This is a genomic window from Kordiimonas sp. UBA4487, assembly GCF_002389025.1.
Classification (GTDB): domain Bacteria; phylum Pseudomonadota; class Alphaproteobacteria; order Sphingomonadales; family Kordiimonadaceae; genus Kordiimonas; species Kordiimonas lacus.
This window is the reverse complement of record NZ_DGNR01000014.1, coordinates 259,169-286,117: the sequence shown is the minus strand read 5'-3', so window position 1 is coordinate 286,117 and position 26,949 is coordinate 259,169. Positions and strand designations below refer to the sequence as shown.

General features: G+C 57.8%; 24 protein-coding genes. 14 read left to right on the top strand and 10 right to left on the bottom strand.

The window, feature by feature from the left end; genetic code table 11:
* Nucleotides 1–32 precede the first annotated feature (32 nt).
* From cysG to nirB, 4 genes are read right to left on the bottom strand one after another with little or no spacing between them, the layout of a single operon-like run.
* Nucleotides 33–1,427, bottom strand: coding sequence for a siroheme synthase CysG (cysG, locus tag B3Z17_RS16330; protein ID WP_286830838.1), 1,395 nt, complete (start codon nt 1,425–1,427; stop codon nt 33–35).
* Entirely contained in the window at nt 1,417–4,065 is a 2,649-nt protein-coding gene (locus B3Z17_RS16325; protein WP_286830837.1) for a nitrate reductase, read from the bottom strand. Before B3Z17_RS16325 ends, cysG begins: the two co-directional genes overlap by 11 nt.
* Complete coding sequence (gene nirD / locus B3Z17_RS16320; RefSeq protein ID WP_068302819.1) at nt 4,062–4,406, bottom strand: nitrite reductase small subunit NirD; 345 nt, start codon at nt 4,404–4,406, stop codon at nt 4,062–4,064. The genes B3Z17_RS16325 and nirD overlap by 4 nt, the downstream gene beginning before the upstream one ends.
* Nucleotides 4,407–4,411: 5 nt before the next feature.
* Nucleotides 4,412–6,865, bottom strand: coding sequence for a nitrite reductase large subunit NirB (gene nirB / locus B3Z17_RS16315; protein ID WP_286830836.1), 2,454 nt, complete (start codon nt 6,863–6,865; stop codon nt 4,412–4,414).
* A 324-nt stretch (nt 6,866–7,189) separates the two neighbouring features.
* On the opposite strand from nirB, the gene B3Z17_RS16310 reads away from it, so the two are divergent.
* From B3Z17_RS16310 to B3Z17_RS16300, 3 genes are read left to right on the top strand one after another with little or no spacing between them, the layout of a single operon-like run.
* Nucleotides 7,190–8,668, top strand: coding sequence for a NarK family nitrate/nitrite MFS transporter (locus B3Z17_RS16310; protein ID WP_068302821.1), 1,479 nt, complete (start codon nt 7,190–7,192; stop codon nt 8,666–8,668).
* Nucleotides 8,669–8,697: 29 nt separating this feature from the next.
* On the top strand, nt 8,698–10,401 hold the full coding sequence (locus B3Z17_RS16305) for a bifunctional protein-serine/threonine kinase/phosphatase (RefSeq protein WP_286830835.1): 1,704 nt from the start codon (nt 8,698–8,700) through the stop codon (nt 10,399–10,401).
* 47 nt (nt 10,402–10,448) lie between these two features.
* Nucleotides 10,449–11,660, top strand: coding sequence for an alginate export family protein (locus B3Z17_RS16300; protein WP_286830834.1), 1,212 nt, complete (start codon nt 10,449–10,451; stop codon nt 11,658–11,660).
* Between the two features lie 49 nt (nt 11,661–11,709).
* Here B3Z17_RS16300 and B3Z17_RS16295 read toward each other — a convergent pair whose 3' ends face one another.
* Both B3Z17_RS16295 and B3Z17_RS16290 read right to left on the bottom strand, forming a co-directional pair.
* Nucleotides 11,710–11,940 carry a helix-turn-helix transcriptional regulator gene (locus B3Z17_RS16295; protein ID WP_286830833.1) on the bottom strand — a complete coding sequence of 77 codons (231 nt, stop codon included), beginning with the start codon at nt 11,938–11,940 and terminating at the stop codon, nt 11,710–11,712.
* Complete coding sequence (locus B3Z17_RS16290) at nt 11,937–12,416, bottom strand: hypothetical protein (RefSeq protein ID WP_286830832.1); 480 nt, start codon at nt 12,414–12,416, stop codon at nt 11,937–11,939. The genes B3Z17_RS16295 and B3Z17_RS16290 overlap by 4 nt, the downstream gene beginning before the upstream one ends.
* A 281-nt stretch (nt 12,417–12,697) precedes the next feature.
* Here B3Z17_RS16290 and B3Z17_RS16285 point away from each other — a divergent pair, with 281 nt between their 5' ends.
* The 4 genes from B3Z17_RS16285 to B3Z17_RS16270 all read left to right on the top strand — a co-directional run bounded on the left by B3Z17_RS16285 (nt 12,698) and on the right by B3Z17_RS16270 (nt 15,823).
* Complete coding sequence (locus B3Z17_RS16285) at nt 12,698–13,165, top strand: GAF domain-containing protein (RefSeq protein ID WP_068303164.1); 468 nt, start codon at nt 12,698–12,700, stop codon at nt 13,163–13,165.
* Nucleotides 13,166–13,191: 26 nt separating this feature from the next.
* Nucleotides 13,192–13,611, top strand: coding sequence for a VOC family protein (locus B3Z17_RS16280; RefSeq protein ID WP_068302839.1), 420 nt, complete (start codon nt 13,192–13,194; stop codon nt 13,609–13,611).
* 108 nt (nt 13,612–13,719) lie between these two features.
* Nucleotides 13,720–15,330, top strand: coding sequence for a sensor histidine kinase (locus B3Z17_RS16275; protein ID WP_068302841.1), 1,611 nt, complete (start codon nt 13,720–13,722; stop codon nt 15,328–15,330).
* A gap of 16 nt (nt 15,331–15,346) precedes the next feature.
* The gene (locus B3Z17_RS16270; RefSeq protein ID WP_286830831.1) at nt 15,347–15,823 is read left to right on the top strand and encodes a hypothetical protein; all 477 of its coding nucleotides are present in this window, start codon (nt 15,347–15,349) and stop codon (nt 15,821–15,823) included.
* On the opposite strand, the gene B3Z17_RS16265 is transcribed toward B3Z17_RS16270, so the two are convergent.
* From B3Z17_RS16265 to B3Z17_RS16255, 3 genes are all read right to left on the bottom strand, one after another.
* On the bottom strand, nt 15,777–16,268 hold the full coding sequence (locus tag B3Z17_RS16265) for a hypothetical protein (protein WP_068302856.1): 492 nt from the start codon (nt 16,266–16,268) through the stop codon (nt 15,777–15,779). The two genes, B3Z17_RS16270 and B3Z17_RS16265, sit on opposite strands and share 47 nt — an antisense overlap.
* Before the next feature lie 98 nt (nt 16,269–16,366).
* Nucleotides 16,367–16,696 carry a TfoX/Sxy family protein gene (locus tag B3Z17_RS16260; RefSeq protein ID WP_068302860.1) on the bottom strand — a complete coding sequence of 110 codons (330 nt, stop codon included), beginning with the start codon at nt 16,694–16,696 and terminating at the stop codon, nt 16,367–16,369.
* 102 nt (nt 16,697–16,798) lie between these two features.
* A complete protein-coding gene (locus B3Z17_RS16255) occupies nt 16,799–18,091 on the bottom strand; it encodes a cystathionine gamma-synthase family protein (protein WP_349680336.1) in 1,293 nt (430 codons plus the stop codon).
* A 249-nt stretch (nt 18,092–18,340) separates the two neighbouring features.
* On the opposite strand from B3Z17_RS16255, the gene B3Z17_RS16250 reads away from it, so the two are divergent.
* From B3Z17_RS16250 to B3Z17_RS16220, 7 genes are all read left to right on the top strand, one after another.
* Nucleotides 18,341–19,249, top strand: a complete 909-nt coding sequence (locus B3Z17_RS16250) for a hypothetical protein (protein ID WP_286830829.1) — start codon at nt 18,341–18,343, stop codon at nt 19,247–19,249.
* Nucleotides 19,250–19,310: 61 nt separating this feature from the next.
* Entirely contained in the window at nt 19,311–20,909 is a 1,599-nt protein-coding gene (locus tag B3Z17_RS16245) for a hypothetical protein (protein ID WP_286830828.1), read from the top strand.
* Between the two features lie 30 nt (nt 20,910–20,939).
* The gene (locus B3Z17_RS16240; RefSeq protein WP_286830827.1) at nt 20,940–22,142 is read left to right on the top strand and encodes a hypothetical protein; all 1,203 of its coding nucleotides are present in this window, start codon (nt 20,940–20,942) and stop codon (nt 22,140–22,142) included.
* A gap of 23 nt (nt 22,143–22,165) precedes the next feature.
* Nucleotides 22,166–22,936, top strand: coding sequence for a peroxide stress protein YaaA (yaaA, locus tag B3Z17_RS16235; RefSeq protein WP_286830826.1), 771 nt, complete (start codon nt 22,166–22,168; stop codon nt 22,934–22,936).
* Between the two features lie 92 nt (nt 22,937–23,028).
* Nucleotides 23,029–23,496: a hypothetical protein gene (locus B3Z17_RS16230; protein WP_286830825.1), complete on the top strand. Its 468-nt coding sequence runs from the start codon at nt 23,029–23,031 to the stop codon at nt 23,494–23,496.
* A gap of 136 nt (nt 23,497–23,632) precedes the next feature.
* Complete coding sequence (locus B3Z17_RS16225; protein ID WP_286830824.1) at nt 23,633–24,103, top strand: (2Fe-2S)-binding protein; 471 nt, start codon at nt 23,633–23,635, stop codon at nt 24,101–24,103.
* Nucleotides 24,100–26,346, top strand: a complete 2,247-nt coding sequence (locus B3Z17_RS16220; protein ID WP_286830823.1) for a xanthine dehydrogenase family protein molybdopterin-binding subunit — start codon at nt 24,100–24,102, stop codon at nt 26,344–26,346. Before B3Z17_RS16225 ends, B3Z17_RS16220 begins: the two co-directional genes overlap by 4 nt.
* 65 nt (nt 26,347–26,411) lie before the next feature.
* On the opposite strand, the gene B3Z17_RS16215 is transcribed toward B3Z17_RS16220, so the two are convergent.
* The gene (locus B3Z17_RS16215; protein ID WP_286830822.1) at nt 26,412–26,927 is read right to left on the bottom strand and encodes an outer membrane protein; all 516 of its coding nucleotides are present in this window, start codon (nt 26,925–26,927) and stop codon (nt 26,412–26,414) included.
* Nucleotides 26,928–26,949 lie beyond the last annotated feature (22 nt).

Below are 26,949 nucleotides of genomic sequence, written 5' to 3'. Positions count from 1 at the left end.
AGTTTTTCAACGGAATAGGCCAAAAGCGGATGTTAGCGATAGTATCGCTGCAGATCGTCTTTATATTCCGCAACTGCGTTGGCTGCCAGCCCCACAGCTTCGCCGATTGCCACGAGGGCTGGCGCATCGCCTAGCTCAGGTGGAGAAGCCAGAAAACTGCCCAAAGATCCAGCCTTCCTGTCGCTGGTTGTGCGCCCGGCGTCAGAGACGACCGCAATGGGCATTGTCGAGTTGATGCCTGCGTCACGCATGGCAGCCAAAGTGACTTCAAGCCCGGCTTTGGCCATATAGAGAACAATGGTTCCGCCCTGCAGTAAGGCGTCCCAGTTTGCCTTGTCTGCCGGCAATGACTTGTTTGTGGCAGCTGTCATGAAGGTGGTGCGCCGGGCGACACCACGGTGGGTCAGGGGGAAGCCATATTCAGCTGCCGCGACCGAAGCTGCGGTCACACCGGGGATTACCGTTACCGGGATATCGGCTTCCTGAAGATGGAACAGTTCCTCGCCGCCCCGCCCGAAAATGAACGGGTCACCACATTTGAGGCGCACGACCTGCTTGCCCTGACGGGCGAAATTTTCCAGCGTTTTGTTGATGAAGTCCTGGGTGGTGGAATGTTTGCCGCATCTTTTGCCTACTGCCATGATCCGCGCATCGCGCCGGGCGTGGCGCAACAGGGCTGGGTCCAGCAGGGCGTCATGCAGGATGACATCGGCTTCTTCAAGCGCGCGCAGGCCCCTGAGGGTGATCATATCCGCGGCACCCGCCCCGGCGCCAACCAGCATAACATGGCCTGCCGGCGGCGCGGCCGTCATGGCCTGTTCGATCAGTGTGTCGGCGCTGCTCGCGGCAAGAGACCGAATGGCACTCATTGAGAACAGCGTGTTCCAGAAACTTTTCTGGCGCGCCGGGGACATGGTGGCCTGAACATGCGCGCGCATGTCCGCGGCCTTTTGGGCCAGGTCGCCGAGGGAAGCGGGCATTAGGCGGTCCAGCATCTGGCGGAGCGTGCGCGCCAGCGCAGGCGCCGCACCACCTGTTGAAATGGCTACCTGTATTGGCCCGCGCCTGACAACGGCGGGGGTGAAATAGTCGCAGGCGTCAGGCTGGTCGACGCTGTTGAGCAGGATGTTCCGTTTTTCGGCCTCACGGCGTAGGAGGGCGGTGCCGTCCGCATATTCGCCGCTGTCGATCGCCAGGGTGATGCCGCCGCAGTGATGGGGTGCCAGCGGCCCGGCTTCCAGCGCGATCCTGCCGGCCTTTGCCAGGTCTGTGACTTCTGGAAGGGGGGCGGGGTCAATCACCCTAATTTGGGCGCCGGTGTCCAGAAGTGGCGTCAGTTTCGCCAGTGCAATGGGGCCACCGCCCAGGATCAGGCAGGTGCGCCCTTTCAGTTTCAGTGAGACTGGAAACAGGGGTTCAGGCTGCATCGACTGCCTCCTTTTCTTTTTTTGGGGTGGGCAGTAAGGCTTTCAGTTCCGGGATGCAGGACCCGCACCCGGTACCGGCCGCCGTTGTTCGCCCGATGGCGTCCACGCTGCAGAGGCCCTGTGCCTTGACGGCCTCGGCAATTTGCTTGCGACCGACCTGATAGCAGGAACAAACGATGGGGCCTTTGTCGAACTGCATGCCCCGGCTGCGCCCGGCCAGCAGCAGTTGGCGGTCTCTGTCGTCAAGCGGGCCAGTGAACAAGGAGCTGAGCCAGTCGATATTCACGCCGCAAAGGTCCTCGCCCACGAACAAAAGGGTGTCCAGCTGTCCGCCGCGGATAAAGGCCAGCCGGAGGCTGCCAGTACCGGCATCCCCCATTTCAAGCCACTCATCCGCGCCCTCAAGCAGTGTGTCCTGCAGGGCCGCGATCTGAGCAAAGCTTTTGCCTGCCAGTCGGGTGAGCAGGCAGCTTTCGAGTTTTGTTCTGCTCCAATAGTCTGATGGAACAGTTAGGGCGGAACGGCTGAACAGCAACCCCTTCCAGGCCATCTGCAACGCCTGGACGCGAACTGGCGTTGCCTTGAAGGCAGGCTGGGCGGAATGGGGGTCCACAATCGGCGCGATCAGGCTGCCGGTGCGCGCATCTGCGGCACATTGGTCGTTCCAGTGCATGGGCAGGAACACTTCGCCGGGTGCCTGGTCAGTCGTGATCCGGGCGCGGACAGTGGCGCTGCCGCGATCATTCCTGACCGAGACGAAAGCTTTATCCGCGATAGCCAGCCGGGCGGCATCCCTGGGGTGGATGTCCAGCAATGGTTCGGCGCGGTGGCCGGTCAATTTATGGGCCAGGCCCGTGCGTGTCATGGTGTGCCACTGGTCGCGGTAGCGCCCGGTATTCAGCAAAAGGGTTCCGTCTGCACCCTTTTTCACGGGCTGCTGATGGCGCACGGCAATCATGCGTGCTTTTCGGTTCGGTGTTGGGAAGATGCCATCAGCAAACAGCCGTTTTTGGGGTGCCTCGGCTCCCTTGGGGAAGGGCCATTTTGTTGGCGCGAGTGTTTCATAGTCCACGCTGTTGATGTCTGCGAACGCCCCAAGGTCAAGCGGGCGGCTGCCACCATTCTCAAACGCAGTCAGCGCGGCATGCTCGCGGAAGATCTGCACCGGGTGCGTGTAAGGGAATGCTTCACCCCACCCCATGGCCTGGGCTACAGCGGTCATGATCTGCCAGTCGGCCCTGGCCTCACCCACCGGTGCCCTGAAGCCGCGCTGGCGGCTGATCGTGCGGTCGGAATTCGTAACGGTGCCGTCTTTTTCGGACCAGCCCTGCGCGGGCAGGCGAATGTGGGCATATTTCTGTGTGTCGGTGTCTGCCACGCAGTCTGACACGATAACGGTGGGGCAGCGGCTGAGCGCTTCGCGTACCTTGCATGCGTTCGGCATGCTGACGGCCGGGTTGGTGGCCATGATCCACACAGCCTTGATGCGGCCGTCATGGATGGCGTCGAACATATCCACGGCCCGGCGGCCCGGTTTTGTGGCCATGTTGGGGGCATCCCAGAAGCGGGCAACACGGTCGGTCGCCTCTGGCGTGAAATCCATGTGGGCCGCCAGCATGTTGGCAAGCCCACCCACTTCGCGGCCACCCATGGCGTTGGGTTGCCCGGTCATGGAGAAGGGACCCGTGCCCGGCCTGCCGATACGGCCGGTTGCCAGATGGCAGTTGACGATGGCATTGACGCGGTCCGTGCCGTCTTTTGCCTGGTTCACACCCATGGAATAAAGCGTGACGACCTTTTCCGTTTTGGCGAACAGGTCAAAGAATGCGTTGATTTCTTCTTCAATACCACGCTCTTGCGCGGCAACAGTCAGTTTTTCAAGGTCGGCTTTGGCCGCCTCAATGGCCTCATCATACCCGTCCACATGATTGTGCGTGTAGGCGGTGGGGGCAGCGCCGGTGGCATCAAGGTGTGCCAGTAGGCCACCGAACAAAAGCGTGTCGCCGCCCGGCATGATCGGGATATGCAGGTCTGCAATGTCGCAGGTTTCGGTACGGCGCGGGTCAATCACCACAATTTTGGTGCCGCGCTTTTCCTTGGCCGCTTTCAGGCGTTGGAACAGCACCGGGTGGCACCAGGCCAGGTTGGAGCCCGTGAGGACAACCAGGTCGGCCTCATCGAAGTCCGTATAGTCGCCGGGTACGATATCGGCGCCGAAGGCCCGCTTGTGGCCCGCAACCGCCGACGACATGCAAAGCCGGGAGTTGGTATCGATATTGCCGCTGCCGATAAAGCCTTTCATCAGCTTGTTGGCGACATAATAATCTTCGGTCAGCAACTGGCCGGACACATAGAAGGCAACGGCGTCTGGCCCAAACTCATCGATGGTGGCCTTGAGGCGGCTCGCGACCGCCTCAACGGCTGTGGGCCAGGGCACCTCAGAACCGTCAACGATGGGGGCCTTGAGGCGGCTTTCGCTGTCAAGGGTGTCCCCGAGCGCCAACCCTTTCGAGCATAGGCGCCCGGCGTTGGCTGGGTGTTCGGGGTCTCCCTTGATTTCCAGTCGGTCACCACCGATGACCGCCTGCACACCGCAGCCGACGCCGCAATAGGCGCAAGTTGTGGTGCGTGTGGTCATGCGGCGGCTCCTTCAAGAGCGGGCAGGGCGACATAAACCTTGCCGTCTTCACCAACGGTTACTTTAAGCGCGTGGGTGCAGCCTTCGTCTGCGCCCATGGCCTGGCCGGTCTTCAGGTCAATCACCCAATTGTGGAGCGGACATGTCACCGAATGGCCGTGCACGATGCCTTCCGACAGAGGGCCTTTCTTGTGCGGGCATTCGTTCCTGAGCGCGAAAACCGAGCCGTCAGACGTGCGGAACAGGGCCACTTCAAAGGCCGCGGTGGGCACGCGGCGCGCGCCTTTTTCCGGGATGTCGTCCAGGTGACAGACAAGGGTAGGGGAGGTGTCTTGTGCCATGGTCCTTACTCCACTGTCGCAAGTTGTTTGGGGGAGGGCAGCGCCTGAAATTCATGCGCATCCACGCCTTTTGCCCGTTCGGCCCAGGGGTCAACCTGTGCGCCTTCCTGGCTCTTGAGGAAGCGGTCCCTCAGCTCAAGGCGCTCTTCGTCTGAACGCATCAGGCGGTCCTGGACATACTCAAGGCCCACCCGTTCGATCCAGGGCGCTGTGCGTTCCAGATACCGCGCTTCTTCGCGGTACAACTGGACGAAGGCCATGGCATATTCGATCGCTTCCTCTTCGGTCGCGACCTTGGTGAGTAGGTCTGTGGCGCGCACGTGGATGCCGCCGTTGCCGCCCACGTGCAGCTCGTAGCCACTGTCGACGCACACGACCCCGAAGTCCTTGATGGTGGCTTCGGCACAGTTGCGCGGACAGCCGGAGACGGCCATCTTGAACTTGTGCGGCATCCAGCTGCCCCAGGTTTCTTCCTCAAGCTTTACGCCCAGGCCTGTACTGTCCTGCGTGCCGAACCGGCACCAGTCAGACCCCACGCAGGTTTTCACTGTACGCAGGCTTTTGCCGTAAGCGTGGCCGGAAACCATGCCGGCAGCACCCAGGTCTGCCCAGACGGCTGGAAGGTCGTCTTTCTTCACGCCGAACAGGTCGATCCGCTGGCCGCCGGTTACCTTGACGGTCGGGATGTCGAACTTGTCGACAACATCGGCGATGGCCCTGAGTTCCTTGGCTGATGTCAACCCACCCCACATGCGCGGCACGACAGAATAGGTGCCGTCCTTCTGGATGTTGGCGTGGACGCGTTCGTTGATGAAGCGCGAGCGCGCGTCATCCACATATTCGCCCGGCCATGCGCTCAGGAGATAATAGTTCACCGCAGGGCGGCAGCTTGAACAGCCATCAGGCGTTGTCCATTCCAGTGCCTGATAGAGGTCAGGGATGGTCTTCAGTTCCTTGGCCTTGATCAGGCGGCGGACATCGTCGTGCGGCAGGTGGGTACAGCCGCACATGGGCTTTGGCCCATCGTCTGCGACAAATTCGTCCCCCAGCGTGAAGCCGATCAATCGCTCCACAAGCCCCGTGCAGGAGCCGCAGGAAGCAGACGCCTTGGTACAGGTTTTCACCTCATCCAGTGATGTCAGGCCTTCGCCTTTGATCGCGCTTACGATATCTCCTTTCGAGACACCGTTGCAGCCGCAAATCTCTGCGTCATCGCTGAGGGCGGCCACTGCCTTAAAAGGGTCGGCGGCCTGGCCCTCCTCGAACCCCTGGCCGAAGATCATGGTTGACCGGACGTCTGAGATGTCCGCTTCGTCCTTGAGGAGCTGGAAGTACCAGGGGCCGTCGGCCGTGTCGCCATAGAGGACGGTGCCGATAACTTTGTTGTCACGAATGCAGACACGCTTGTAGACGCCGCGTGCCGCATCGCGGAAGACGATGTCTTCCACATCCTTGCCACCCTGGAAGTCGCCTGCAGAGAACAGGTCGATACCTGTGACCTTCAGTTTGGTCGACAGCACAGAGCCTGTGTAACCCGGGTTTTCAATGCCCGCCAGCTTGTCTGCCAGGACCTTGGCCATGTCCCAGATCGGGGCTACAAGGCCGTAGCAAAGCCCGCGGTGTTCGACGCATTCACCAACCGACAGGATATCCGGATCACTGGTGACCATATGGTCGTCCACCTGGATGCCGCGACCGGTCTCGATGCCGTGGGATTTCGCGAGCCATGTGTTGGGGCGAATGCCCACAGCCATAACAACAAGGTCGGCGTCGAAGGAGCGACCATCCTTGAGCTTCACGGCTTCGACGCGCTCTTCGCCCAGGATCTCGGCGGTGTCGGCGCCGGTCACAACATGGATGTCGCGCTGGCCCAGCTCGTTTTTCAAAAGGTTGCCTGCGGCGCTATCAAGCTGCCGTTCCATCAGGTGGTCGGCCAGGTGCAGCACAGTCACGCGCATGCCCAGGGTCGAAAGGCCGTAAGCAGCTTCAAGCCCCAAAAGACCGCCGCCGATGACAACCGCATTCTGCCGGGTTTTCGACGCGCTGATCATATGGTCCACATCGCCCATGTCGCGGAAGGTGATGACGCCTTCCTTGGTATGGCCAGGCACGGGGATGATGATGGGCTCCGAACCGGTGGCGAGCAGAAGCTTGTCATACTCAAGCTCGCGGCCGCGCCCTGAAATCACGGTCTTCTTGGCTGGGTTGATGCCGACAATGGGGTCGCCAGCCCGAAGCGTAATATTGTTGGCTTCATACCAGTCCCAATCATTGAGGATGATATCTTCAAAGGCTTTTTCACCCGCCAGCAGCGGCGAGAGCATGATGCGGTTATAATTAAGTCTGGGTTCCGAGCCAAAGACAGTGATGTCATACTTGTCTGGTGCCCGTTTGAGGAGTTCCTCAAGGGTGCGCATGCCGGCCATTCCATTACCGACAACTACTAATTTTTCCTTCATTTCTCTTCCCTAGAAAATGTGTTTGCCCTTTGGATAGCAAGGGGTGTGCCAGTTGTGCTAAATGTAAATAAATATAATGATAACAATGAGTTAGAAAGTTTCGTGAGTGGGAAGGGTCTCTTTGCGGGCTCAGAAAATGATCAATAAATAATCAATGGTTAAATATTATGCAGTAAATAGCAGTGGTTCTGACCCAATTTGAAAGCAGACTTCATCTAAGTTTTTGTTTTAATTGACTTAAATATTATGGTCACCGTTTGGCACATGCCTTGCTGATAGGGGCTGCGTACTCAAAACGCATTGCTCAAGTAAGGAACCCTCTCCATGTCCAATTCATCCTCGTCAGGGCTGAACTTATTGTCCTTCAGCGGTAAGACCAAGGTGCTCCACCTCACCTGGTTTGCTTTCTTTTTGTCCTTTGCTGTCTGGTTCAACCACGCCCCATTGATGGCGTCTATCCGGGATACGTTCGGCCTTTCGGACCAGGAGGTGAAAACCCTTTTGATCCTCAATGTGGCGCTGACGATCCCGGCGCGTATCGTCATTGGCATGCTGGTTGACCAGTTCGGTCCACGTCTCGTTTATGCACTTCTGCTGGTAATATCAGGTGTGCTGTGTCTGTTGTTTGCCACGGCCGACAGTTTCGAGACGCTGGCGCTTTTCCGTTTCCTGCTGGGTTTTGTTGGTGCCGGTTTCGTGATTGGTATCCGCTTGATCAGCGAATGGTTCCCGGCCAAGCAATTGGGTGTGGCCGAGGGCATCTATGGCGGCTGGGGTAACTTTGGTTCCGCGGCCGCGGCTCTTAGCTTGCCGTCAATTGCACTTCTGTTCGGTGGGCCTGAGGGCTGGCGCTACGCTGTGGGTCTGACGGGCGTGATTGCCATGGCCTATGCTTTCGTTTTCTACCGCTCTGTGCGCAACACGCCTAAAGGGTCTACCTACTTCAAGCCGAAGAAGGCTGGCGCGATGGAAGTGACCAGCTATGGTGATCTGGCGCTCTATATTTTCATGAAGGCGCCGCTTCTGGCAGCGCTGGCACTGCTGGCCTGGAAGCTGGGCCCAGCCAACCTGTCGGTCCTGAGCTTCGGGGTAACCACCGCCATCTATGCGGTGCTGGCAGGGCTTTATGCCTATCAGGTGTTTTACATCCTCAAGATCAACCTTCCTGCGCTCAAGAAGCCGATCGCGGACATTCACAAATATGAATTCCGGCAGGTGGCAGTACTGGACCTTGCCTATCTGGTGACCTTCGGTTCCGAACTGGCCGTTGTGTCCATGTTGCCGCTGTTTTTCATGGATACGTTCGAGATGTCGGCCGTGGCAGCCGGGGCCGTTGGCGCCAGCTTTGCCTTCATGAACCTGCTGGCCCGCCCTGTTGGGGGCCTGTTCAGCGACAAATTCGGGCGCAAGAAGATGCTGGTGCTTCTGCTTGGCGGTTTGTCGTTCGGCTATTTCGGCATGTCGCAGATTGATGCTACCTGGTTCTTGCCACTTGCCGTTGTCATGACCATGACCTGTTCGTTCTTCGTGCAGGCTGGTGAAGGCGCGGTGTTTGCTGCAGTCCCTCTGATCAAGCGACGCCTGACCGGTCAAATTGCTGGTATGGTTGGTGCCTATGGCAACATCGGCGGCGTGACATTTCTGACCGTGTTGTCATTTGTATCACCGCAGATCTTCTTTCTGGTGATTGCGGCGGCAGCGGTGCTGACCCTGGTTATCACCCAACTGTTCATGCGTGAGCCGGCTGGTACCATGGCAGAAGTGTTGCCGGATGGTACCGTGCAGATGATCGAAGTGGCCTAAATCACATGACGTCGGCAGGGATACAATTGATGCAAGAGCCGTTGAGCATCACGATCGGGCAATATAGCGACCAGGGCGCGAAGGATCGGAATGACGATTCCTACGGCGTGCTGGTGCCTGAAGGGGCGCTCCTGGATAACAAAGGCATTGCAGCTGCGATCGCGGATGGCCTGAGTGTGAGCCAGGCCGCGAAGGAGGCCAGCGAGACCTGTATCAAAAGCTTCCTTGCGGACTATTATGACGCGCCGGCCTCCTGGGCCGCAAGAACGGCTGCCAGTCGGGTCCTTTCAGCCACCAACCGGTGGCTGAACGGGCAAAGCCTGGCCCGGTTTGGCAGTGACCTGGATATGGCGAGTACCTTTTCTGGCCTTGTGCTGAAGGGGGGTACTGCCTTTATCTTTCACGTTGGTGACAGCCGGATCGCGCTATTGCGTGGCGGGGTGCTGGAACCACTTACACAGGCCCACAAGATCAGTTCGGAAGCAGGGCGTGAGTTCCTGTCCCGGGCCATGGGCGCTGGTACACATCTTGATGTGGATTACCGCACCCTGGCGCTGGAAACCGGGGACATTTTCTTTTTCTCAACTGACGGGCTGCACGACTATGTGTCGGACGACGAAGTGGCCCGATGTATCGAGGCCAGTGACGGGGACTTTGACAAAGCTGCGCAGGAATTGGTCGAGCAGGCGTTGGCAGAGGGAAGCCCGGATAACGTGACCTGCCAGATCATCTGCGTGGATGCAGTGGGCACAAGGGATGAGGACGCGTTCCACAAGACATTGACCGAACTGCCATTCCCGCCGGACCTGGAGGCTGGCATGCGACTGGATGGCTATCGGATCATTCGCGAATTGCATCTCAGCCCGCGCTCGCAGGTGTATCTGGCCGTTGATGACGAAACGGGTGATAAACTGGTTTTGAAAACGCCGTCCGTGAACTATCGCGACGATCCGGTGTTTCTCGAATGTTTTTCCCGTGAAGAATGGGTGGGGCAGACGGTTACCAGCCCCCATGTTGCGCGGACCATTGTGCCCAAGCGTCAACGCCAGTTCCTATATACACTGGTCGAATATGTCGAGGGTCAGACGCTGGGGCAGTGGATGGCTGATAACCCGTCACCGGAGCTGAATGCCGTTCGGGATATTGTTGACCAGATCATCGTTGGTGTACGGGCTTTGCACCGCAAGGAGATCATTCATCAGGACCTGAAACCCGACAATATTATGATTGACCGGGATGGCACAGTGAAGATCGTTGATTTCGGGAGTGTTCGTATTCTGGGCCTTGAAGAGGCTGCCCCGGAGTTCGCACCAGAGCACGCTATGGGTACCGTTGGCTATGTGGCGCCGGAGCTGGTGAATGGCAGTCGGGCCAACCAACAGTCCGATTTGTATGCCATAGCAGCCATCACCTATGAAATGCTGACAGGTGAATTACCGTACAGGCGGGGATTTCAGTCAGCTCGCCAGGTCAAGAAAGCGGCATATCAGTCACTTCGGCAGGTGCGCCCTGATGTGCCAACATGGGTAGATGGTGCTCTTGAAAAGGCGGTCTCGAAAGATCCAGCGACCCGTCAAGCAGCGCTGTCGGAGCTTGCCGTCGACCTGCGGAAAGCAAACGTTAATTTCACCAGTACAGATCGTCCCTTCATTGAAAAGAACCCCATTGCCTTCTGGCAGACAGTTTCCTGTCTCCTCTTTTTAGCCCTTCTGCTCGCCTTGTGGACCCGCTAGGGGCCTGCAACAGCAGCAGAATTCATACCCCGCCCGGAGAAAGCTTTATGGCCAGGCCATTTACATTCACAGCAATTAGTATTTTCGCATTATTCGCTACAGGTGCCGCCGAGGCCCAGAATATCATTGCCGACGGTAAAGCGGGCCTTGACCTGCGCTACCGGCTGGAACTTGTTGACCAGGACGGTTTTGGCAAGAACGCCACGGCTTCAACGCTGCTGACCAAAATGTGGTATAAAACCGGCGACCTGAAGGGCTTCAGTGCCTATGTGGAAGCCACAAACACCACAGTCGTTGGCAAGGAAACCTACAATAATACCGTAAACGGCAACATCACCCGCCCGGTGGTGGCCGACCCGGACATCACGGAACTCAACCAGGCCTACCTGATGTTCAAGCAGGAATTCGTAACCGTGAAGGCCGGGCGCCAGGGCATCAACCTTGATAATCAGCGCTTCATCGGCACCGTGGGCTTTCGCCAGAACGACCAGACCTATGATGGCGTGCTGGCCAGCTTCTCAGCAGGCAAGGACCTGACGGCGTCCTATGGCTATATCTGGAATGTGAACCGGATTTTCGGCAACGACCACCCCGCGGGCGACTTTGATACCAATACCCAGATTTTCAATGTGAGCTATTCGGGCCTATCGTTCGGCAAGCTCACAGCCTATGGCTATCTGCTGGATATGAACGACACGGGCGCGTTTGGCCTTTCCAGCAGCACATTGGGCATCCGCTTTGCCGGAGGCACCAAGGTGACGGACAAGCTCAAGCTTGGCTATGAGCTCGAATACGCCAGCCAGTCTGACTATAAGGACAATCCGGCGGACTATACGGCGGACTACTGGGGCGCCAGCCTGAGCGCATCATCAAGCGGTTTCACTGCGCAGCTGGGCTATGAACTGCTGGGCAGCGACGATGGCATCAGTTTCAAGACACCTTTGGCCACGCTGCACAAATTCAATGGCTGGGCCGACAAGTTCCTGGCCACGCCGGGCGCCGGGCTTGAGGACGCTTATGCCTCCGTCGCCTACAAGGTTGGTGGGGAAGGGCCCCTGAAGGGCATGCTCCTCAAGGCCGTGTATCATGATTTCTCAAGCGACGTTGGGGATACATCCTACGGCAGCGAGATCGACCTTCTGGTGTCGAAGAAGATCAACAAGTATCTGACGGCAAGCGTGAAGGCGGCCTTTTATAACGCCGACGGCTTTGGGGCAGATACCGACAAAATCTGGCTGACACTCGCAGCTAAATTCTAAAAATATGTCGCCCCGGTCTGTCCCATATCTGGCCGGGGCAGCAATCTGATCAGGTGTCGCCGACCGTCGGTGTGTCGTCATCCTCAAGCTTGAAGAGCTCTTCTACCGGCACAGCAAAATATTTTGCGATCTTGAGGGCGATGATGGTGGACGGCACGAAACGCCCCACCTCGATGGTACTGATGGTTTTCCGGGTGACGCCAATCTTTTCTGCCAGGTCGGCCTGGCTCATGCGGTGTTCGGCCCGGTATACACGAATGCGGTTGGTCAGGCTGGTCATGCCCGGTCCTCCCCGAAATCATCATCGTCGCCGGTGTCGCGGCTCAGCACAAAGAAGCTAACGCTAAAGACATAAAGCGAGACCATCAGCGCAATGCCGATGAAGAAGGCGGGAGGCTGGTCGGTGAAGATTTTGTCGGACAACACCTGAAGGGCAAGGAGCACCACAAAGGTGATGCTGAAAGCCAGGGTCGAGGCCCGGGCAAGCATGTCCTTGACGAAACTTTCGGGCTCATCGCAGCCGGGGCGGGGTTTGATGGCGCCGATGCGCTTCAGGGACCAGACGGCGGGCGCCACGATCAGGATCACCAGAAGCCCAATCGGTTTCTGGATGATGTTCAGCGTTTCGGCCAGGTCCGCAGACACCAGAAATTCCGCTGTGCCAATGGTGTAGGAAACCGCCAGCAGAAACGTGCCTATCGCGGTTCGCTGCATGAATTTTTCAAGGGTTTGTGCGGCTGACTGCTGTGGTGCCATTTGGCTGCTCCTGTAAAGGAAGGGTTTCTGGATGAAACCTTTAGGTTACAACTACGGAGCAACTGCCCGTAAGTCAAGCGCGATGGGGTGCAGGGGGGAGCTGGCACAAGCTACTAGAGTGGGCTTGCAAAAATGGTCGTGCATGCCACATTGGGGCAAAAGCCAATAACAACGAGTTGGTCGTGTAATCGTGACTGGCACTGGTGGTCTCTTTTAAGGCATAAGGCCGCTGAATATGCGTTGATGGCACAGGCGATAGTCCCCTCAAGGAGAGATATGTGGTGAGTAAGCAGGAACAATATGAACTGGTTGTCGAGCAGGTGCGCGCCGTACTTGAGGGCGAAACCAATGTGACCGCAAAGATGGCAACGGTGGCCTGTCTGCTCGCCGGCGCGTTCCCCGAGACATACTTCTGGACCGGCTTTTATGTTGTGGACCCGGAAAAGGACAGGGAGCTGATTGTGGGCCCTTACCAGGGCACGCTTGGGTGCCTTCGCATTCCGTTTGGCAAAGGCGTTTGTGGTGCGGCGGCTGCCACGGGTGAAACCCAGGTGGTGGCAGATGTGCATGCCTTCCCCGGCCACATCGCCTGCGACAGCCGCTCCAATTCGGAAATCGTTGTGCCGGTCTGGAACAAGGCAGGCGAGCTGATTGCGGTGCTGGATGTTGATTCGACCCAACACGGCTCATTCGACGAGACCGACAAACAGTATCTCGAAGGCCTGATGGCTGACATCTTTGCCGCCTGATTAACCAGACAAGGGAGACGAATGGCGTGAAATATCTTCACACAATGGTCCGGGTGACGGACCTCGACGAATCGATGGATTTCTACTGCAATAAACTGGGTCTCATTGAGGTCGGGCGCAAGGAAGTGCCTGCCGGTCGCTTTACGCTTGTATTTCTGGCAGCGCCCGGTGACGAAGACGCACAGGTAGAGCTGACCTACAATTGGGACCCGGAAGAGTATGGCTCTGGCCGCAATTTTGGCCATTTAGCCTATGCGGTTGATGATATTTATGATATCTGTCAAAGGCTTATGGATAAGGGTGTGACCATTAACCGGCCGCCGCGTGATGGCAGAATGGCATTCGTGCGCAGCCCGGACAATATTTCCATCGAGCTTCTGCAAAAGGGGGATGCTCTCCCATCGCGCGAGCCATGGAGCAGTATGCCGAATACAGGCGAGTGGTAATAAAGCCAAAGATACCCCAAATTAAGGACAAATTTTCGGGGTGTTAACCAAGTCTTTATTGTTCCACGCCTCAATAGTGGTCTTAGGGGTCGCGTAAGGGGATAATCTTTGCAGCTTCACTGGTCTGACAGGATTTCATTCAAGCTGGCACGAACGGCGGTGATCATTGCGTTCGCCGTGGGTCTGGTTTTATCGGCTGGGCAAGTGTATCTCGATTACCTTGAAGAAGGCGGCATTCTTGACCAGAAAGTGAACAAGAGCTTGCAGGTGGCCGAAAAAGCGGCCACCCGTGCGGTGCTTATCCTGGACAGCGACCTGGCGCAGGAAGTGGTCTCGGGCCTCATGGAATATGAGTATGTGGCCGAGGCAGCCATCCTTGACGACCACGGCTCCATCCTTGCGGGCGACCAGGCAGACACCACCAACTTCGGCCCCGCCAGTGTGAACTATGCGCGCTTCTTTATCGACGATGTGAAAACCTATATTTTCCCGCTGGACCTGCCGGATACCATGGCCGAACGGCCGGGCAGCCTGCGCGTGGTAATTGACCGGGCCGTCGGCCTGCAGCCCTTCTTCTCGCGGGCGGTGACCACCTTCCTGTCGGGGTTCGTGCGGAACCTCCTATTGGTAATGCTGCTCTATTTCGCGTTCCACCAGGGCCTGACGAAACCGCTGGCGCAGATTGTGGAAAAGATTTCTTCCATCAGCCCTGAGCACCCGGGCGAGCAACGGATCGGCGTGCACAAGCGCCACAAGAAAGACGAACTGGGCCTGTTGGCTGGCCAGATCAACCTGGCGTTCGACGCCGTGCAGGTGCTGCTGGATAACCTTCGGTCTACCAACAAGGCGCTCTCGTCATCCGAGGAAGCGCTGAGGAAACGGTCGTGGGAGCTTGAGCAGGAAGTCGAGCGCACCAAGAAAACCTCGATGGAACTTATTGTCACCAAGGAGCAGGCAGAGGCCGCGAACCGCGCCAAGTCTGTGTTTCTTGCGAACGTCAGCCACGAGCTTCGGACACCGCTGAACGCTATCATTGGTTTCTCATCCATCATGGCCGACCAGATGTTCGGCCCGATCGGGCATGAAAAATACCGTGAATATCTGCAGGATATCCGCTCGTCCTCCGAACATCTTTCTGACGTGCTTGGCGAAGTGCTTGATCTGGCCAAGATCGAAGCTGGCCAGTTCAAGATGGAAGAGGAAGATGTGGATATGAACAAGCTCTTCCACGAAAGCCATGCGCTGGTGACCGGTCAGGCACAACAGAAGGGCTTCAAGATTGTTATGGAAGTGCCAGACGGCCTGCCACAGGTGTATGGCGACCGACTGCGCATCAAACAGTCTGTGCTGAACCTGCTGTCGAACGCAGTGAAGTTTACGCCTGAAGGCCGCGGCCATGTGACGCTCAAATCCTGGATGGATGACGAAGGCCGGATGGCCATCAAGGTGTCTGACCACGGCATCGGCATCCCGGAAGAAGAGCAAGAGCTTGTCTTCTCGCCCTTCATGCGCTCAGCCTCAGCGCTCAGCCGGTCTCATGAAGGCACAGGTCTCGGTCTGTCGCTTGTGAAGGCCTTCATCGACATGCATGGCGGTGATATCGAGCTTGAGAGCAAGGTAGACAAGGGCACAAGCTTCACCATCTTCATTCCGGCTAAACGGGTGCTTGTGGCGGACGCGGAAGAAGCTTCTGAGCCAGCAGCTGACAAGTCGGCCTGATCCAAAGGGAAACTCCATGAAACCGTTACTGATGGCTGCCCTGATGCTGGGCTTTAGCCTGCCAGCGACCGCAAGCGATGGCCCTGCCCATGTTGTCACCAAGCTGTTTGACGGCATGCGCGCGGGCGACGGGGATGCTATTCGCGCGCTTGTGGTGCCGGGCGCGAAGCTTGACCGGCTGAAGAAAGACGGCACCCTGCACCAGGGCACCTTCGAGAAATGGGCAGGCTGGGTTGATACCCTGAAGCCGGGCCAAGCGGACGAACAGGTCTTCGGTGTCCGGGTGCTGCAGGCGTCAGATGACCTGGCGACTGTATGGGCGCCCTTCCAAGTCTTGTTCGACGGCGAGTTGGTTGGGTGTGGGGTGAATCAGATCACATTGGCGCGCGCGGCCACTGGCTGGCGCATCCTGTACGGCATCGACCAGCCGACGAGTGAAGACTGCGTTAGGTTTCGTGAGAGAATAGAGGCTGGTCAAACCAATATTCGGTGAACACCAGCGCGTGGGTCAACTCCCCGTCTTCTGAGACAGGGGCAATCAGGCTTTCTGCATTCTTGTTTTCCTTGCCGAACACCTGTGACTGGGTGCGAAAAGGACGGCGGTGTTCAATCAGATACTGGGCGGTGATGCGCCAGCGTTCGAACAGTTCACCGGGCAGGGTATCCTTGCCGGTGCGCCCTGAAATCTCCTGGATATTATCAGCAATATGGCTTGCCAGTACACGGGCGTGATAGTCCTGAACCTGGCCGTCTTCTATTACCAGTTCAAACAGCGATGCATGTCGGATGAAAGATGCCAGCTTGGGGCCGGACACATCGCTGCGCGGCACCATGCCATCAGCAGCCAGGTGTTCCAAAACCCACTGATAGGCTTCGGCAAGGATTGGGCGGGAGAGATCCGCACACTCGCCAAATATGACATCCTGAACCTGTCGCATAGTGTTCCAATTTAGACGCCCCCAAAGGCGGCGCTCAGACTAGCATGAAGTTGCCAGCGTGCAAGCCGGTGATTGCAATAATTGCCACATTGGGAAGCTTATTTGGGTGGCAGGGAAAGCGAAAAACTGAGACAGCGATTGACCCAGGCCTCAAGGGCTGTTGTGTCTGCTGTCCCGTCCGGCTGAACATAGATCATGCCTTTCATCGGTTTGCCGGTGAAATCCATGGGGCGTGCATGGGGGTCCTTGAGGGCGTCTTCGTACGCTTCGGGGCCGACACGGGCCATCAGCCGGGTGTCAACGATGCCGCAACACATGTGTCCGGCTACCATGAAGCACAGCCCACCGAACATCTTCTTCTCAACCACTTCCGGAAGGCCGTCCAGTACATGCCTGACGCGCCCAGCCAACTGTTCATCATAGGCCATGAAGTGTTCCTCCCTTCGTCATTAGTCCACCCTAAACAGGAAAATAAAAAGGCGGAACCACCTTTAATGGATCCGCCTTTGAATTGTCTGTGAGCCCACTAATCAGGCGGCGTCGAGCGCCTGGGCCAGGTCTGCGATCAGGTCGTCGGCATTTTCAACGCCAACGGAAATCCGCAGCATGCTTTCGGTGATGCCCAGGCGAACCTTCACGTCGTCCGGCACGTCCGCATGGGTCATGGCAAATGGGTGTTCCATCAGGCTTTCGGTGCCGCCCAGGCTGACCGCCAACTTGATGATCTGCAGCGCATCCAATACCCGGAAGGCTGCCGCCTCATCGCCGTCGATGTCGAACGCGAAGGTGGAGCCAGCCGCACCGCCGCACTGGTCGCGGAAGATATGGTAGCTGGGGTGGTCTTCCTTCAGGAAGCCCAGATAGTGGACCTTTTTCACCTTAGGATGGTCACGCAGGTAAACCGCAATCTGTTTGGCGTTCTCTGCCGCCGCAGTCATGCGCAACTTCAGCGTTTCAAGCGATCGCAACAAAAGCCAGCCGGTATGCGGGTCACACATGGTGCCCAGGATGGTACGGAAACCCATCACCGGTCCCATCACATCCATGTTGCCGATGGCCGCACCGGCCACAACGTCGGAATGGCCGCCAACATATTTTGTCAGGCTGTAGATCACGATGTCCGCGCCGTGCTCCAGCGGGCTCTGCCACACAGGGCCCAGGAAGGTGTTGTCTGTCATGATCACAGGGCGGTGGCCGGTGTCTTCGCCCAGCTTGTCCGCGAGGTCGCGGCAGGTGTGTAGGTCAATCAGGCCGTTCGTCGGGTTCGCCGGTGTTTCGGTATAGATCACTGCCACGCGGCCCAGTTTCTTGGCTTCCTCGATTGCGGGTGCCAGCGTCGGCTTGTCGCCGCCAGCTTCGAATTCCACCGATTTGATGCCGAACTCAGGCAGGATGTTACGGATCAGGAATTCGGTGCCACCATAGATGGGCGCGGAATAGACAATCACATCACCCGGGCGCAGGTAGGCCCACAGGCAGGTGGAAATCGCAGCCATGCCCGAGGAGAAGGTCAGGCCTTTTTCCGCGTCTTCCCAAAGGGCCAGGCGGTCCTCAAGAACTTCAAGGTCCGGGTTGTTGATGCGGGAATAAATCAGGCCCGGTTCTTCACCTTCTGCCGCCTGGCGCTTGCCGTAGGCCAGTTCGAAAAACTCTTTGCCGTGCTTGGCGCTTTCAAACACGAATGTGGAGGTCATGAACACTGGTGGCTTCAGGGAGCCCTCGGAAAGCGCGGGGTCATAGCCATAGCCCATCATCTGTGTTTCCGGGCTCAGCTTGTGATTGCCGATCATTTTTTTGCGGTAGTTTTTCCGGCTTGCGGTCATTGGGGCGTCCTTCATCAAATTATTCTTGTGCGTCTGACGACAATTTCTTTGGCGTCTTTGTCTGCGAAAAAGGACGAATGTGCAACCAGATTTTGGAATGGCGGCCATTAAATTCGCAAGGCTGGCTGCGGCTTTGGGGATTTTAATGAAAATAAGGCGCCCGCCGCAAAATGCCGACATCATCCGATCACAATTACCCGGCATTCATGAAGGGTAACCTGTTTGGGTGCATACCGGGGAGTTGAGAAGATGCGGCAGCTTTGGACAGCAATGGGGCGATTTTTTCAGATGCTTTTCGGGCGGTCGTCCAAGGACCCGTTCCTTGACATGGCGATACGGTCGCAGTCGGGGAAGCCCAGAAGAGCCGATGCTGCCCTGAAGCAAGCTGACCCACCCATTTTTCCTGAGTTCACCGACAAGCTGATTCTCGACTTCCGCAAGAATCGCGCATGGTATCAGGACCGCAGCCATACCGATCATGCTTGGCGTCATAGTGGCGGCAAAACAGGTCTGGTTGTGCCCACAAGTGTGGAAGCGCTTGTGGCCTGCGGCCCGGAATTGCTGGCCGACCTTCAGGCCAAAGGCTTCACCGGCTGTTTGCATTTCCATGTCCTGAATGCAGAGGGCAAAACCCTGCGCCTGTGCCGTGAATTGGACCGCTGGGAGAAGCGGATTGGCCTGCCGTGTGACATCACGTTTGAAAGCAACGCCAGCGCCGTGCTGAGCGAAGCTCACTGGAACGCCGTTCTGGCTGTCACCGGTTTCGTACACATGGAAGCTTACCTGAAACGGTATGACAGCCTATGGCTGGCGCCGCCGCTGACAGACACGCTTTCCTTGCCCAATTGGCAAAATAAAACACCGATCGAGGTTGCGGGCGCCGGCACGGACCAGATGTTTATCAAAGTTGAACAAGGCTCGCTCGGTTCACGGTTCACGGAGCTTTTGAAGGCCTATATTCTGGCGGCGATGGCTGCGAATTTACCGGCCCGTCCCCCGGTTGGGTTGGGGCCGCATGCTGTTAAGCTGTGCGCCGACCGGTTGCGCCGCAGCACCATCAGGGCGGGGGCGGGCAGGGCCCGGCGGCCTTCACCCAACAATGCGCCTGCCATCCCGCGCCCGTCGCACGCCTCCCATGTGGACACTAGGCAGGCGTGATCGGCTGTAGTAAAGCTGCCTCCAGAAGGCAACTTACAGCAAGATCACGTGGGGGCATTTCATGGAGCCTGTGGCAACAGGACAGATATCCGTTTTGAAACAGCAACTGACAGGCATTGCTGCGGGCCTATCGGCGGCTGATGCCCTGCGGGTGCTGCATGACGCCGAAATCGGCGCGCAGGAAGCCTATGACTGGCCCTGGCAGTGCTGGCCTGCTTATGTGGCAGAGACGCCAGCGTTGGCGGATGAAGTTGCCAGGATTTTCGAGCAAGCCGACACGACGCGTTTGAACGAATTTGAACTTGGCATTTTTCGCCATGCACAAGGTCTAAGGCGCGCAGATCCGGACCTGCAGGCTCTGGGGAATTTCCTGGGAAATCCGGGCTTTGTGCTTGGGCAGATCGGCACGTTGGCCCCCGCCTTCCTGGTTGAGCTGGCGCAAATGGCATTTGCCGAGAAGCGCTGGCGTATTGTTGCAGCTGCGGCGGGAAAGCTTCTGAGGGAGCGCCCGTGGGCGGAGCAAAGCCCGCAGATGGCGCGGCTGCTGGACCTTTTGTTCGAGATGCTGTTTTTCGCCACCTACCGACCCGCGATGCCGCTTTATATTCGCGACCCCAGCGTGCTGCTGGGGCAGTTGGATGCGCTTGCCGCCGCGCCGCACCTCCAGGATATTCTCTCGCGTGACGGCATAACCGCATATGTGTTTCGCGCCGGGCGGCTGGCGCTTGAAGGCAAGCTGGATGAAGCCCTGCCGCTTTATACCAAAGCCAACAACAAGCGGGGCTTTTCCACTCCTGTGATCCGGCAGTATCAGACGGTTCTGGAAACCGGTGCCATAGAGGGGGATGAGGCTGCGGCCCTTGAAAGTTGGTACGCCGCCACATCCCATGTCCGGCATGTGTTCCGGCACGAGGGGGCCAAGCATGCGCTTCTGGTCGGCTGTAACCAGCATTATTTTGATCTCTATGCAGCCCTGTATCTTGAAAGTGTTGGTGTGATGAGCCCAGGGGCGCTGGTGCATCTTCATATTTTGAATGGCGACATGGCACCTGCGGACCTTGAAGCGCAATTGGACGCGTGGGAGGCAGCTTATGGTGTGCAGCTCAACTATAGCCTTGAGGCGAATGAGATTGCGGCCAGCCAGCCGGAGTATGTGCCCGCCATCAGCGCCTGCGCGCGGTATCTCTCGCTGCCTGATTTCCTGGATGCTTACGATACTGTCACCATTACTGATATTGACGGCTGGGTTGATGCGCCGCTCTCAAGCATGACGGTGGACGAAGGCGATATCCGCATCAGCAGCTGGATCTGGCGCAAAGGTGGTGGCTATTGGCGGCTGCCCTGGAGCAATTTGGCGGCCGGGCTTTTGTCGGTCAAGGCAAACGAAGCGGGATGTGCTTTCGCGCGCCGGGTGCGGCATTATCTCATAAATGTGACCCGTACCAATGTGGCGCTTGGGCGCCAACTGTTTTACATGGATCAGGTCGCGCTATTCCTGACACTCAGACAGATGGCTGACGCGGGGGATATTCACGTCGGCTTTCTGCGGGGCGGGTTTGAGCAAAGCGAGGAGCAGCGCTTCGGGGTGCGTCACGAGGGCAAGCGTCAGGCCATGGTCAAAAAGATTGAAGAACTGCGCCAGCAGGTGAGTACCAACTAGCGCCTGAAGGCGGTCAGCGAAGGACAGTGTGTGGATCAGTACCGGAACGTGATTTTGTTGGCTATGGCGCAAGCCTGTTTCCTGGCCACCAGCATGACAATGGTGACCTTCGCAGGGCTGGCGGGGATTGCGTCCGCGCCCGACCCGAAGTTCGCCACCCTTCCGGTGACGCTGGCGATCATCTCAACTGCGCTGACCACCGCGCCCATGTCCATGATCATGCAGCGCACATCGCGCCGCTTCGGCTTCCGCTTGGGCGCTACCATCGGGCTTATGTCTGCGCTGATGATGGCCTATGCGGTCCTCAGCGCCAGTTTTATCCTGCTGTGCGTGGGTGCGCTGATGGTTGGGCCTTTCCAGTCCAGCGCGCAATATTACCGCTTCGCGGCCGCGGAAAGCGTGCCGCCCGCTATGTCGCCAAGGGCGATTTCGCTCGTCCTCATTGGTGGGCTGGTGGCGTCTTTCTTCGTGCCAACCCTGTGGCGCTTCTTCGGTGGCCTGTTCGAGGGTGTCGACTATCTGGGCGCCTTCATTTTCGCAGCTGTTGCCATAGGCTGTGTGTTTGTGCCTGTGGCCTTCCTGCGGCCACTGGATGAAGCCTTTCATGTGGACGATGGCGAAGGGGTGCCCGCGGATGCCCGCCTGATGAGTGCCATTGTGCGCCAGCCTGGGTTTATCGTGGCGGTGATCAATGCGGCGCTTGGCTACGCGATGATGAGCTTCGTGATGACGGCAACACCGCTCGCCATGGAGATTTGCAGGATTGGCGAGGCAAGCCCGGAGGTCATCCAGCAGCATGTGATTGCCATGTTCCTGCCCAGCTTGTTCAGCGGTTTCCTGATCCAGCGCTTCGGCCTGTTCCCGATCCTTGTGGTGGGGCATATGGCTTTTGCCGTGGCCTTCATGACGGCCCTGTCCGGGATTGAAGTGATGCATTTTTCCGTGGCGCTGATAGCCCTCGGACTTGGCTGGAACCTCTGTTTTGTTGGCGGTACCACACTGCTTACCCGCGTGCATACCCAGGCCGAGAAGGGCAGGGTGCAGGGTTTGAATGAATTTCTGGTTTTCTCCACCACCGGGGTTGCGTCCTTCGCCGCGGGCCTTATCTTGAACCTCTATGGCTGGCAGACCGTGAACCAGGCCGCCTTCGTCATGCTTGTGATCGCTTCCAGCATCACACTCGTATGGGGTTTGGCCGGGCGGGTACGCAAGGTTCGCGGGCCACAGCCATAAGTATTTGTTTCAGGGAGCAGTAAATGATCATCGTTCTTTCACCGGCCAAGAAGCTTGATTTCGAAAGCGAAAACCTGGCGTCTGACGCCGGCACGCCGACATTGATGGCCGAAGCTGAAGAGCTCGCGGGCTATGCCAAGAAGTTGAAGGCGCATGACCTGAAGGCGATGATGGGCATTTCCGATAATCTGGCGGACCTGAATGTGGCGCGCTTCAAAGCGTTCGAGACGCCCTTCACTCCTGCCAATGCCCGCCCGGCGCTGGATGCTTTCCAGGGCGATGTTTATGTGGGGCTTGATGCGAAATCGCTCAGTGAAGACGACCGCGCGTTCGCGAATGATCATGTGCGCATTCTGTCGGGCCTGTATGGCGTTCTGAAGCCCTTGGACCTGATGCAGGCTTACCGGCTGGAGATGGGCACCAAGTTCAAGAACAAAAAGGGCCCGAACCTCTACAGCTTCTGGGACACCAAGATTGCCGAAGCGCTGAATGAAGACCTTGATGGCAAAGACGACGTGCTGATCAACCTGGCTTCGAACGAGTATTTCAAGGCGGTGAAGCAGAAGGCGCTCAAGGCCCGGGTGATCACGCCTGTGTTCAAGGAAATCAAGGAAGGCCGCGCGCGCGTGGTTTCCTTCATGGCCAAGAAGGCGCGGGGCATGATGACCCGCTTTGTCATCGATAACCGGTTGACCAACCCTGAAGATCTGAAGAAATTCACCGTCGGCGGTTACCAGTATGACGCTACTGCTTCGACGGACGACCAGTGGGTCTTTTCACGCCCACAACCGTGACGGTAGCTTTGTTGTCTTGCGGACAAAAAGAAGCTGCAATCTGCGCTGTCTTGTTATAACGTCCCGCAAGTGATCTGGCTTGGGGGGTAAGCATGAACAATAAAGGTCTTCTTTTCGGAGCGGCATTGGCCCTGGTTGCGTTACCGGTTTTTGTTGCGCTGTCCGAGCTGCCTGAGCCTGCACCTGTCACCAAGGAAACACGCGACAGTTACCGCGCCAAGATCGCCATTGAAGGCCTTTTTGCGGGGCGGGGCACAGCGGGTGAGCAGGCAGGTATGCCGCTGGTATGGTTCAAGTTGCGGAATAATGGCCAGCGCACAGTGACCGAAGTGCGCGTTCATGTGAATTTTCTGAACGAACACGGCGATATTGTGCATGAGGCCGATTTTTACCCCGTGCATGAAGACGATTATGGCATCGACCGGAACAACAAGCCATTGGGACCAGGTGATGTGTGGCAGATGTCGAACATCCGCTACTATATGCCCCAGGGGGTGCCGCACACCTGGAAGCCTGGTGCTGTGACCGCCCATGTGGAAAGTGTTCGCCTAAAGGAATAGCTATTTAAGGAATAGCCATTTTGAGTGAGCCACCAGCGGTCAAGGGCAGTCCTGATAAACAATAGTTGTTTAGACAGCAGCGCCCGCATCGTTATAATCCCCGTTCGCGACAAACGGATTTGTTAGGGGATTTCCAATGGACTTCAAATTGAATGGCCAGACCGTCTCATTCGACGGTGACGGCGAGATGCCGCTGCTGTGGTATCTGCGCGACCTGGCGGGCATGACAGGCACCAAGTTCGGCTGCGGTGCCGGGCTCTGCGGCGCCTGCACTGTGCATGTGGACGGTACCGCGACCCGCTCGTGCCAGACCTGGATGGAAGACGTTGAAGGTGCTGAGGTCACAACCATCGAAGGCCTCGGCGACGGCGATACACTTCATGCGCTGCAGATCGCCTGGGCCGAAAATGACGTACCCCAGTGCGGTTATTGCCAGTCTGGCCAGATCATGCAGGCTGCGTCCCTGTTGAAGGACAACCCCAACCCGACGGACGCCGACATTGATCAAGCCATGTACGGCAACATCTGTCGTTGCGGCACCTATCAGCGGATCAAGAAAGCCATCCGCGACGTGGCGTCGGGCAAAGTCAAGGGAGGCCAGCTATGAGTTTCGATCTCCAGAATCTATCCCGGCGGGGTGCGCTGAAAACCATGGGCGTTGCCTCTGGTCTTGTGATTGCGGCACCGATCCTGGCCAAAGGTGTGCGTGCTGAAGTCATGGGCAAGGCCGGGCAGCTTTCCAACTCGGCTTATCTGTCTATTGACCCTGACGGCACTGTCCACCTGTTTATCCACCGCGTGGAAATGGGCCAAGGCAGCCGGACAGGCTTGCCGCAGATCATCGCAGATGAGCTGGAAGCCGATTGGTCGCGGCTGGTGTTTGAACCTGCATACGGTGATAAGAAATTCGGTGACCAGAATACAGATGGGTCTACGTCCATCCGCCTCTTCTATGATGCCTACCGGGCTGCTGGTGCCGGTGCACGCCAGATGCTGGAAGCAGCCGCCGCTGCCCATTGGGGAGTGGCCGAAAGCGACGTGGAAGCCAAAAACCACCGTGTTCACAACAAGGTAACAGGCGAATCCGAAGATTATAGCGCTTTCGTCGAGGCTGCATCAGAGCTGCAGCCTCCAAGTGCTGACGCCCTGAAGCTCAAGTCCAAACCGGACTGGAAGCTGATCGGCAAGCCTGTACGCAATATCTATATGAAAGATATCGTGACGGGTTCCAGCATGTTCGGTCAGGACGTGCGGCGCGAGGGTATGCTGTTTGCAGTGGCGGCCCGCCCGCCCGTGGTTGGCGGCAAGGTCAAAAGCTATGACAAGGATGCCGCCATGGCCGTCAAAGGCGTTGTGGATGTGGTGGAATTGCCCGCATTCGACAAGCCTATCGCCTTCCGCCCGCTCGGCGGTGTGGCTGTGCTGGCCACCAACACCTTTGCTGCCATGAAGGGGCGCGACGCCTTGAACATCCAGTTCGAGGACGGCGATAATGCATCTTACAACACCGAGGCCTATGAACAGACGCTGTGGCAATCGGTGGATGGGGAAGACGACACCCGCCTGAGCCGTGGCAATGTGGATACGGCGCTTGCCGAGGCTGCGAAAATCGTTGAGGCCGACTATTTCGTGCCCAACCTGCACCATATGACCATGGAGCCGCCCGCCGCGACGGCGGAGTGGGACGGCGATACGCTGCGTATATGGACATCCTGTCAGGACCCGCAATCCGTGCAGGCCACGGTGGCGCCATATGTGGGCAAGAAGCCGGAAGAGGTTTATGTGGAAGCCACGCTTCTGGGCGGGGCGTTTGGCCGGAAATCCAAGCCTGACTTTGCTGCGGAGGCCGCCATTCTGGCCACACACGCCAAAAAGCCTGTGAAAATGGTCTGGACGCGCGAAGACGACGTGCACCACGGTTATTATCACGCCATCGCTGCACAGCGGGTGCAAGGCGCGCTGGATGCGGACGGTAAGGTGACGGCCTGGAAGCATAAGTCTGTCTTCCCGTCGATTTTTGAGATCTTCGACCCAAGCACCAAAGCTCCTGTACCGCTTGAACTGGGGCTCGGTCTTCTGGATATGCCGTTTGGAGTACCGAACCTGCAGGTGAATACCGGCACGGCCAAGGGGCATTCGCGCATTGGCTGGCTCAGGTCTGTCTGCAACATCCAGCATGCCTTTGCTGTGGGGTCGTTCGTTGATGAACTGGCCCATGCTGCGGGGAAAAGCACCGACGACATGTGGATGGACATGATCGGATCTGACCGCCTGATTGATCCGGCCGATGATGGTGCCGACTATTTCAACTATGGTGAAAAGCCGGACCGTCACCCGGTTGACACAGCCCGCCTGAAGGCCGTGCTGAAGAAGCTGAAGGCTGTGTCAGGCTACGGTAAAAATATGCCTAAAGGCCGGGGCATGGGCATCAGTGTCCAGCGCAGTTTTGTCAGCTATGTCGGTTGCGCCATTGAGGTGGAAGTCACCGACAGCGGAGAGTTGAAGATCCCGAACGCCTGGATGGTCGTAGATTGCGGTGTTGCCGTGAACCCGGACCGGGTACGGGCACAGATGGAAGGCGCTGTGGTATTTGCGCTCAGCCATGCCTTGCACACTGAAATTACGTTTGAAAACGGTGCGGTGGTGCAGGGTAATTTCGACGGCTATCCCGTCTGCCGGATCGACGAGGCCCCTCATGTAGAGACGGTGATCCTGGAGTCTGACCATGTGCCTGGCGGTGTGGGTGAACCGGGTGTGCCGCCAGTGGCACCAGCGCTTGCGAATGCCATTTTCGCTGCAACTGGAAAACGCATCCGTCGCCTGCCGGTGAAGGATCAGTTGATGGTCTAGGCCCCAAAAAACAGACGAGGAAAAAGGCGCCAAATGGCGCCTTTTTCAGTTGAGCCGGAGATGCCTCAGAAGCGGAAGACAAAGCCCAGGCTTGGAATGAACTGCTTGAATTCATAGGTGACCACGCGGGCCCGCAGGCTGATAAGGTCGTCAAACGCATGCTCATATCCCACCATGCCAGCGAATGCACCATAGGAGACGTCAGTACTCTCGCCGCCATAGACATAGGATGAGTTGGCACGCGCATACCCGCCACCGACGACGAACAGGTTGCGGCCGTTGGCGTATCCTACGGTGGCGAGCGCTGTCCACTGGCTTTTATAGAAATCTTCGGAATCGGACTCGTCATAGTAGGTTCCTACGGACGTGGTCCCGAACGAGCCCTCAAGGCCGAAAACGAAATTATTGTTGTCCTGCCACCGGAAGCCGGCAAAGCCGCCATAGTAGGCGCCGTCTGGCCCATCGCCGGTCAGGTAACCGCCTTCACCTGCGATATAGCCACCATCAAAATGTTTGGTGTCGTCCGCGTGTGCGGTGGTAGCAGCGGCCAGAATGGCCGCTGTTGTCAAAAAGAGTTTCATCAGATTTCCCCAAAAATCGTGC

Bases quoted from the DNA above. Each gene is read 5' to 3' on its own strand.
- B3Z17_RS16215 (WP_286830822.1), bottom strand. From the start codon at position 26,927: ATGAAACTCTTTTTGACAACAGCGGCCATTCTGGCCGCTGCTACCACC.
- B3Z17_RS16265 (WP_068302856.1), bottom strand. From the start codon at position 16,268: ATGCGACAGGTTCAGGATGTCATATTTGGCGAGTGTGCGGATCTCTCC.
- B3Z17_RS16225 (WP_286830824.1), top strand. From the start codon at position 23,633: ATGGACTTCAAATTGAATGGCCAGACCGTCTCATTCGACGGTGACGGC.
- yaaA (WP_286830826.1), top strand. From the start codon at position 22,166: ATGATCATCGTTCTTTCACCGGCCAAGAAGCTTGATTTCGAAAGCGAA.
- B3Z17_RS16250 (WP_286830829.1), top strand. From the start codon at position 18,341: ATGCGGCAGCTTTGGACAGCAATGGGGCGATTTTTTCAGATGCTTTTC.
- B3Z17_RS16305 (WP_286830835.1), top strand. From the start codon at position 8,698: ATGCAAGAGCCGTTGAGCATCACGATCGGGCAATATAGCGACCAGGGC.
- B3Z17_RS16245 (WP_286830828.1), top strand. From the start codon at position 19,311: ATGGAGCCTGTGGCAACAGGACAGATATCCGTTTTGAAACAGCAACTG.
- nirD (WP_068302819.1), bottom strand. From the start codon at position 4,406: ATGGCACAAGACACCTCCCCTACCCTTGTCTGTCACCTGGACGACATC.
- B3Z17_RS16270 (WP_286830831.1), top strand. From the start codon at position 15,347: ATGAAACCGTTACTGATGGCTGCCCTGATGCTGGGCTTTAGCCTGCCA.
- B3Z17_RS16300 (WP_286830834.1), top strand. From the start codon at position 10,449: ATGGCCAGGCCATTTACATTCACAGCAATTAGTATTTTCGCATTATTC.
- cysG (WP_286830838.1), bottom strand. From the start codon at position 1,427: ATGCAGCCTGAACCCCTGTTTCCAGTCTCACTGAAACTGAAAGGGCGC.
- B3Z17_RS16290 (WP_286830832.1), bottom strand. From the start codon at position 12,416: ATGGCACCACAGCAGTCAGCCGCACAAACCCTTGAAAAATTCATGCAG.
- B3Z17_RS16230 (WP_286830825.1), top strand. From the start codon at position 23,029: ATGAACAATAAAGGTCTTCTTTTCGGAGCGGCATTGGCCCTGGTTGCG.
- B3Z17_RS16295 (WP_286830833.1), bottom strand. From the start codon at position 11,940: ATGACCAGCCTGACCAACCGCATTCGTGTATACCGGGCCGAACACCGC.
- B3Z17_RS16255 (WP_349680336.1), bottom strand. From the start codon at position 18,091: ATGACCGCAAGCCGGAAAAACTACCGCAAAAAAATGATCGGCAATCAC.
- B3Z17_RS16310 (WP_068302821.1), top strand. From the start codon at position 7,190: ATGTCCAATTCATCCTCGTCAGGGCTGAACTTATTGTCCTTCAGCGGT.
- nirB (WP_286830836.1), bottom strand. From the start codon at position 6,865: ATGAAGGAAAAATTAGTAGTTGTCGGTAATGGAATGGCCGGCATGCGC.
- B3Z17_RS16325 (WP_286830837.1), bottom strand. From the start codon at position 4,065: ATGACCACACGCACCACAACTTGCGCCTATTGCGGCGTCGGCTGCGGT.
- B3Z17_RS16220 (WP_286830823.1), top strand. From the start codon at position 24,100: ATGAGTTTCGATCTCCAGAATCTATCCCGGCGGGGTGCGCTGAAAACC.
- B3Z17_RS16260 (WP_068302860.1), bottom strand. From the start codon at position 16,696: ATGGCCTATGATGAACAGTTGGCTGGGCGCGTCAGGCATGTACTGGAC.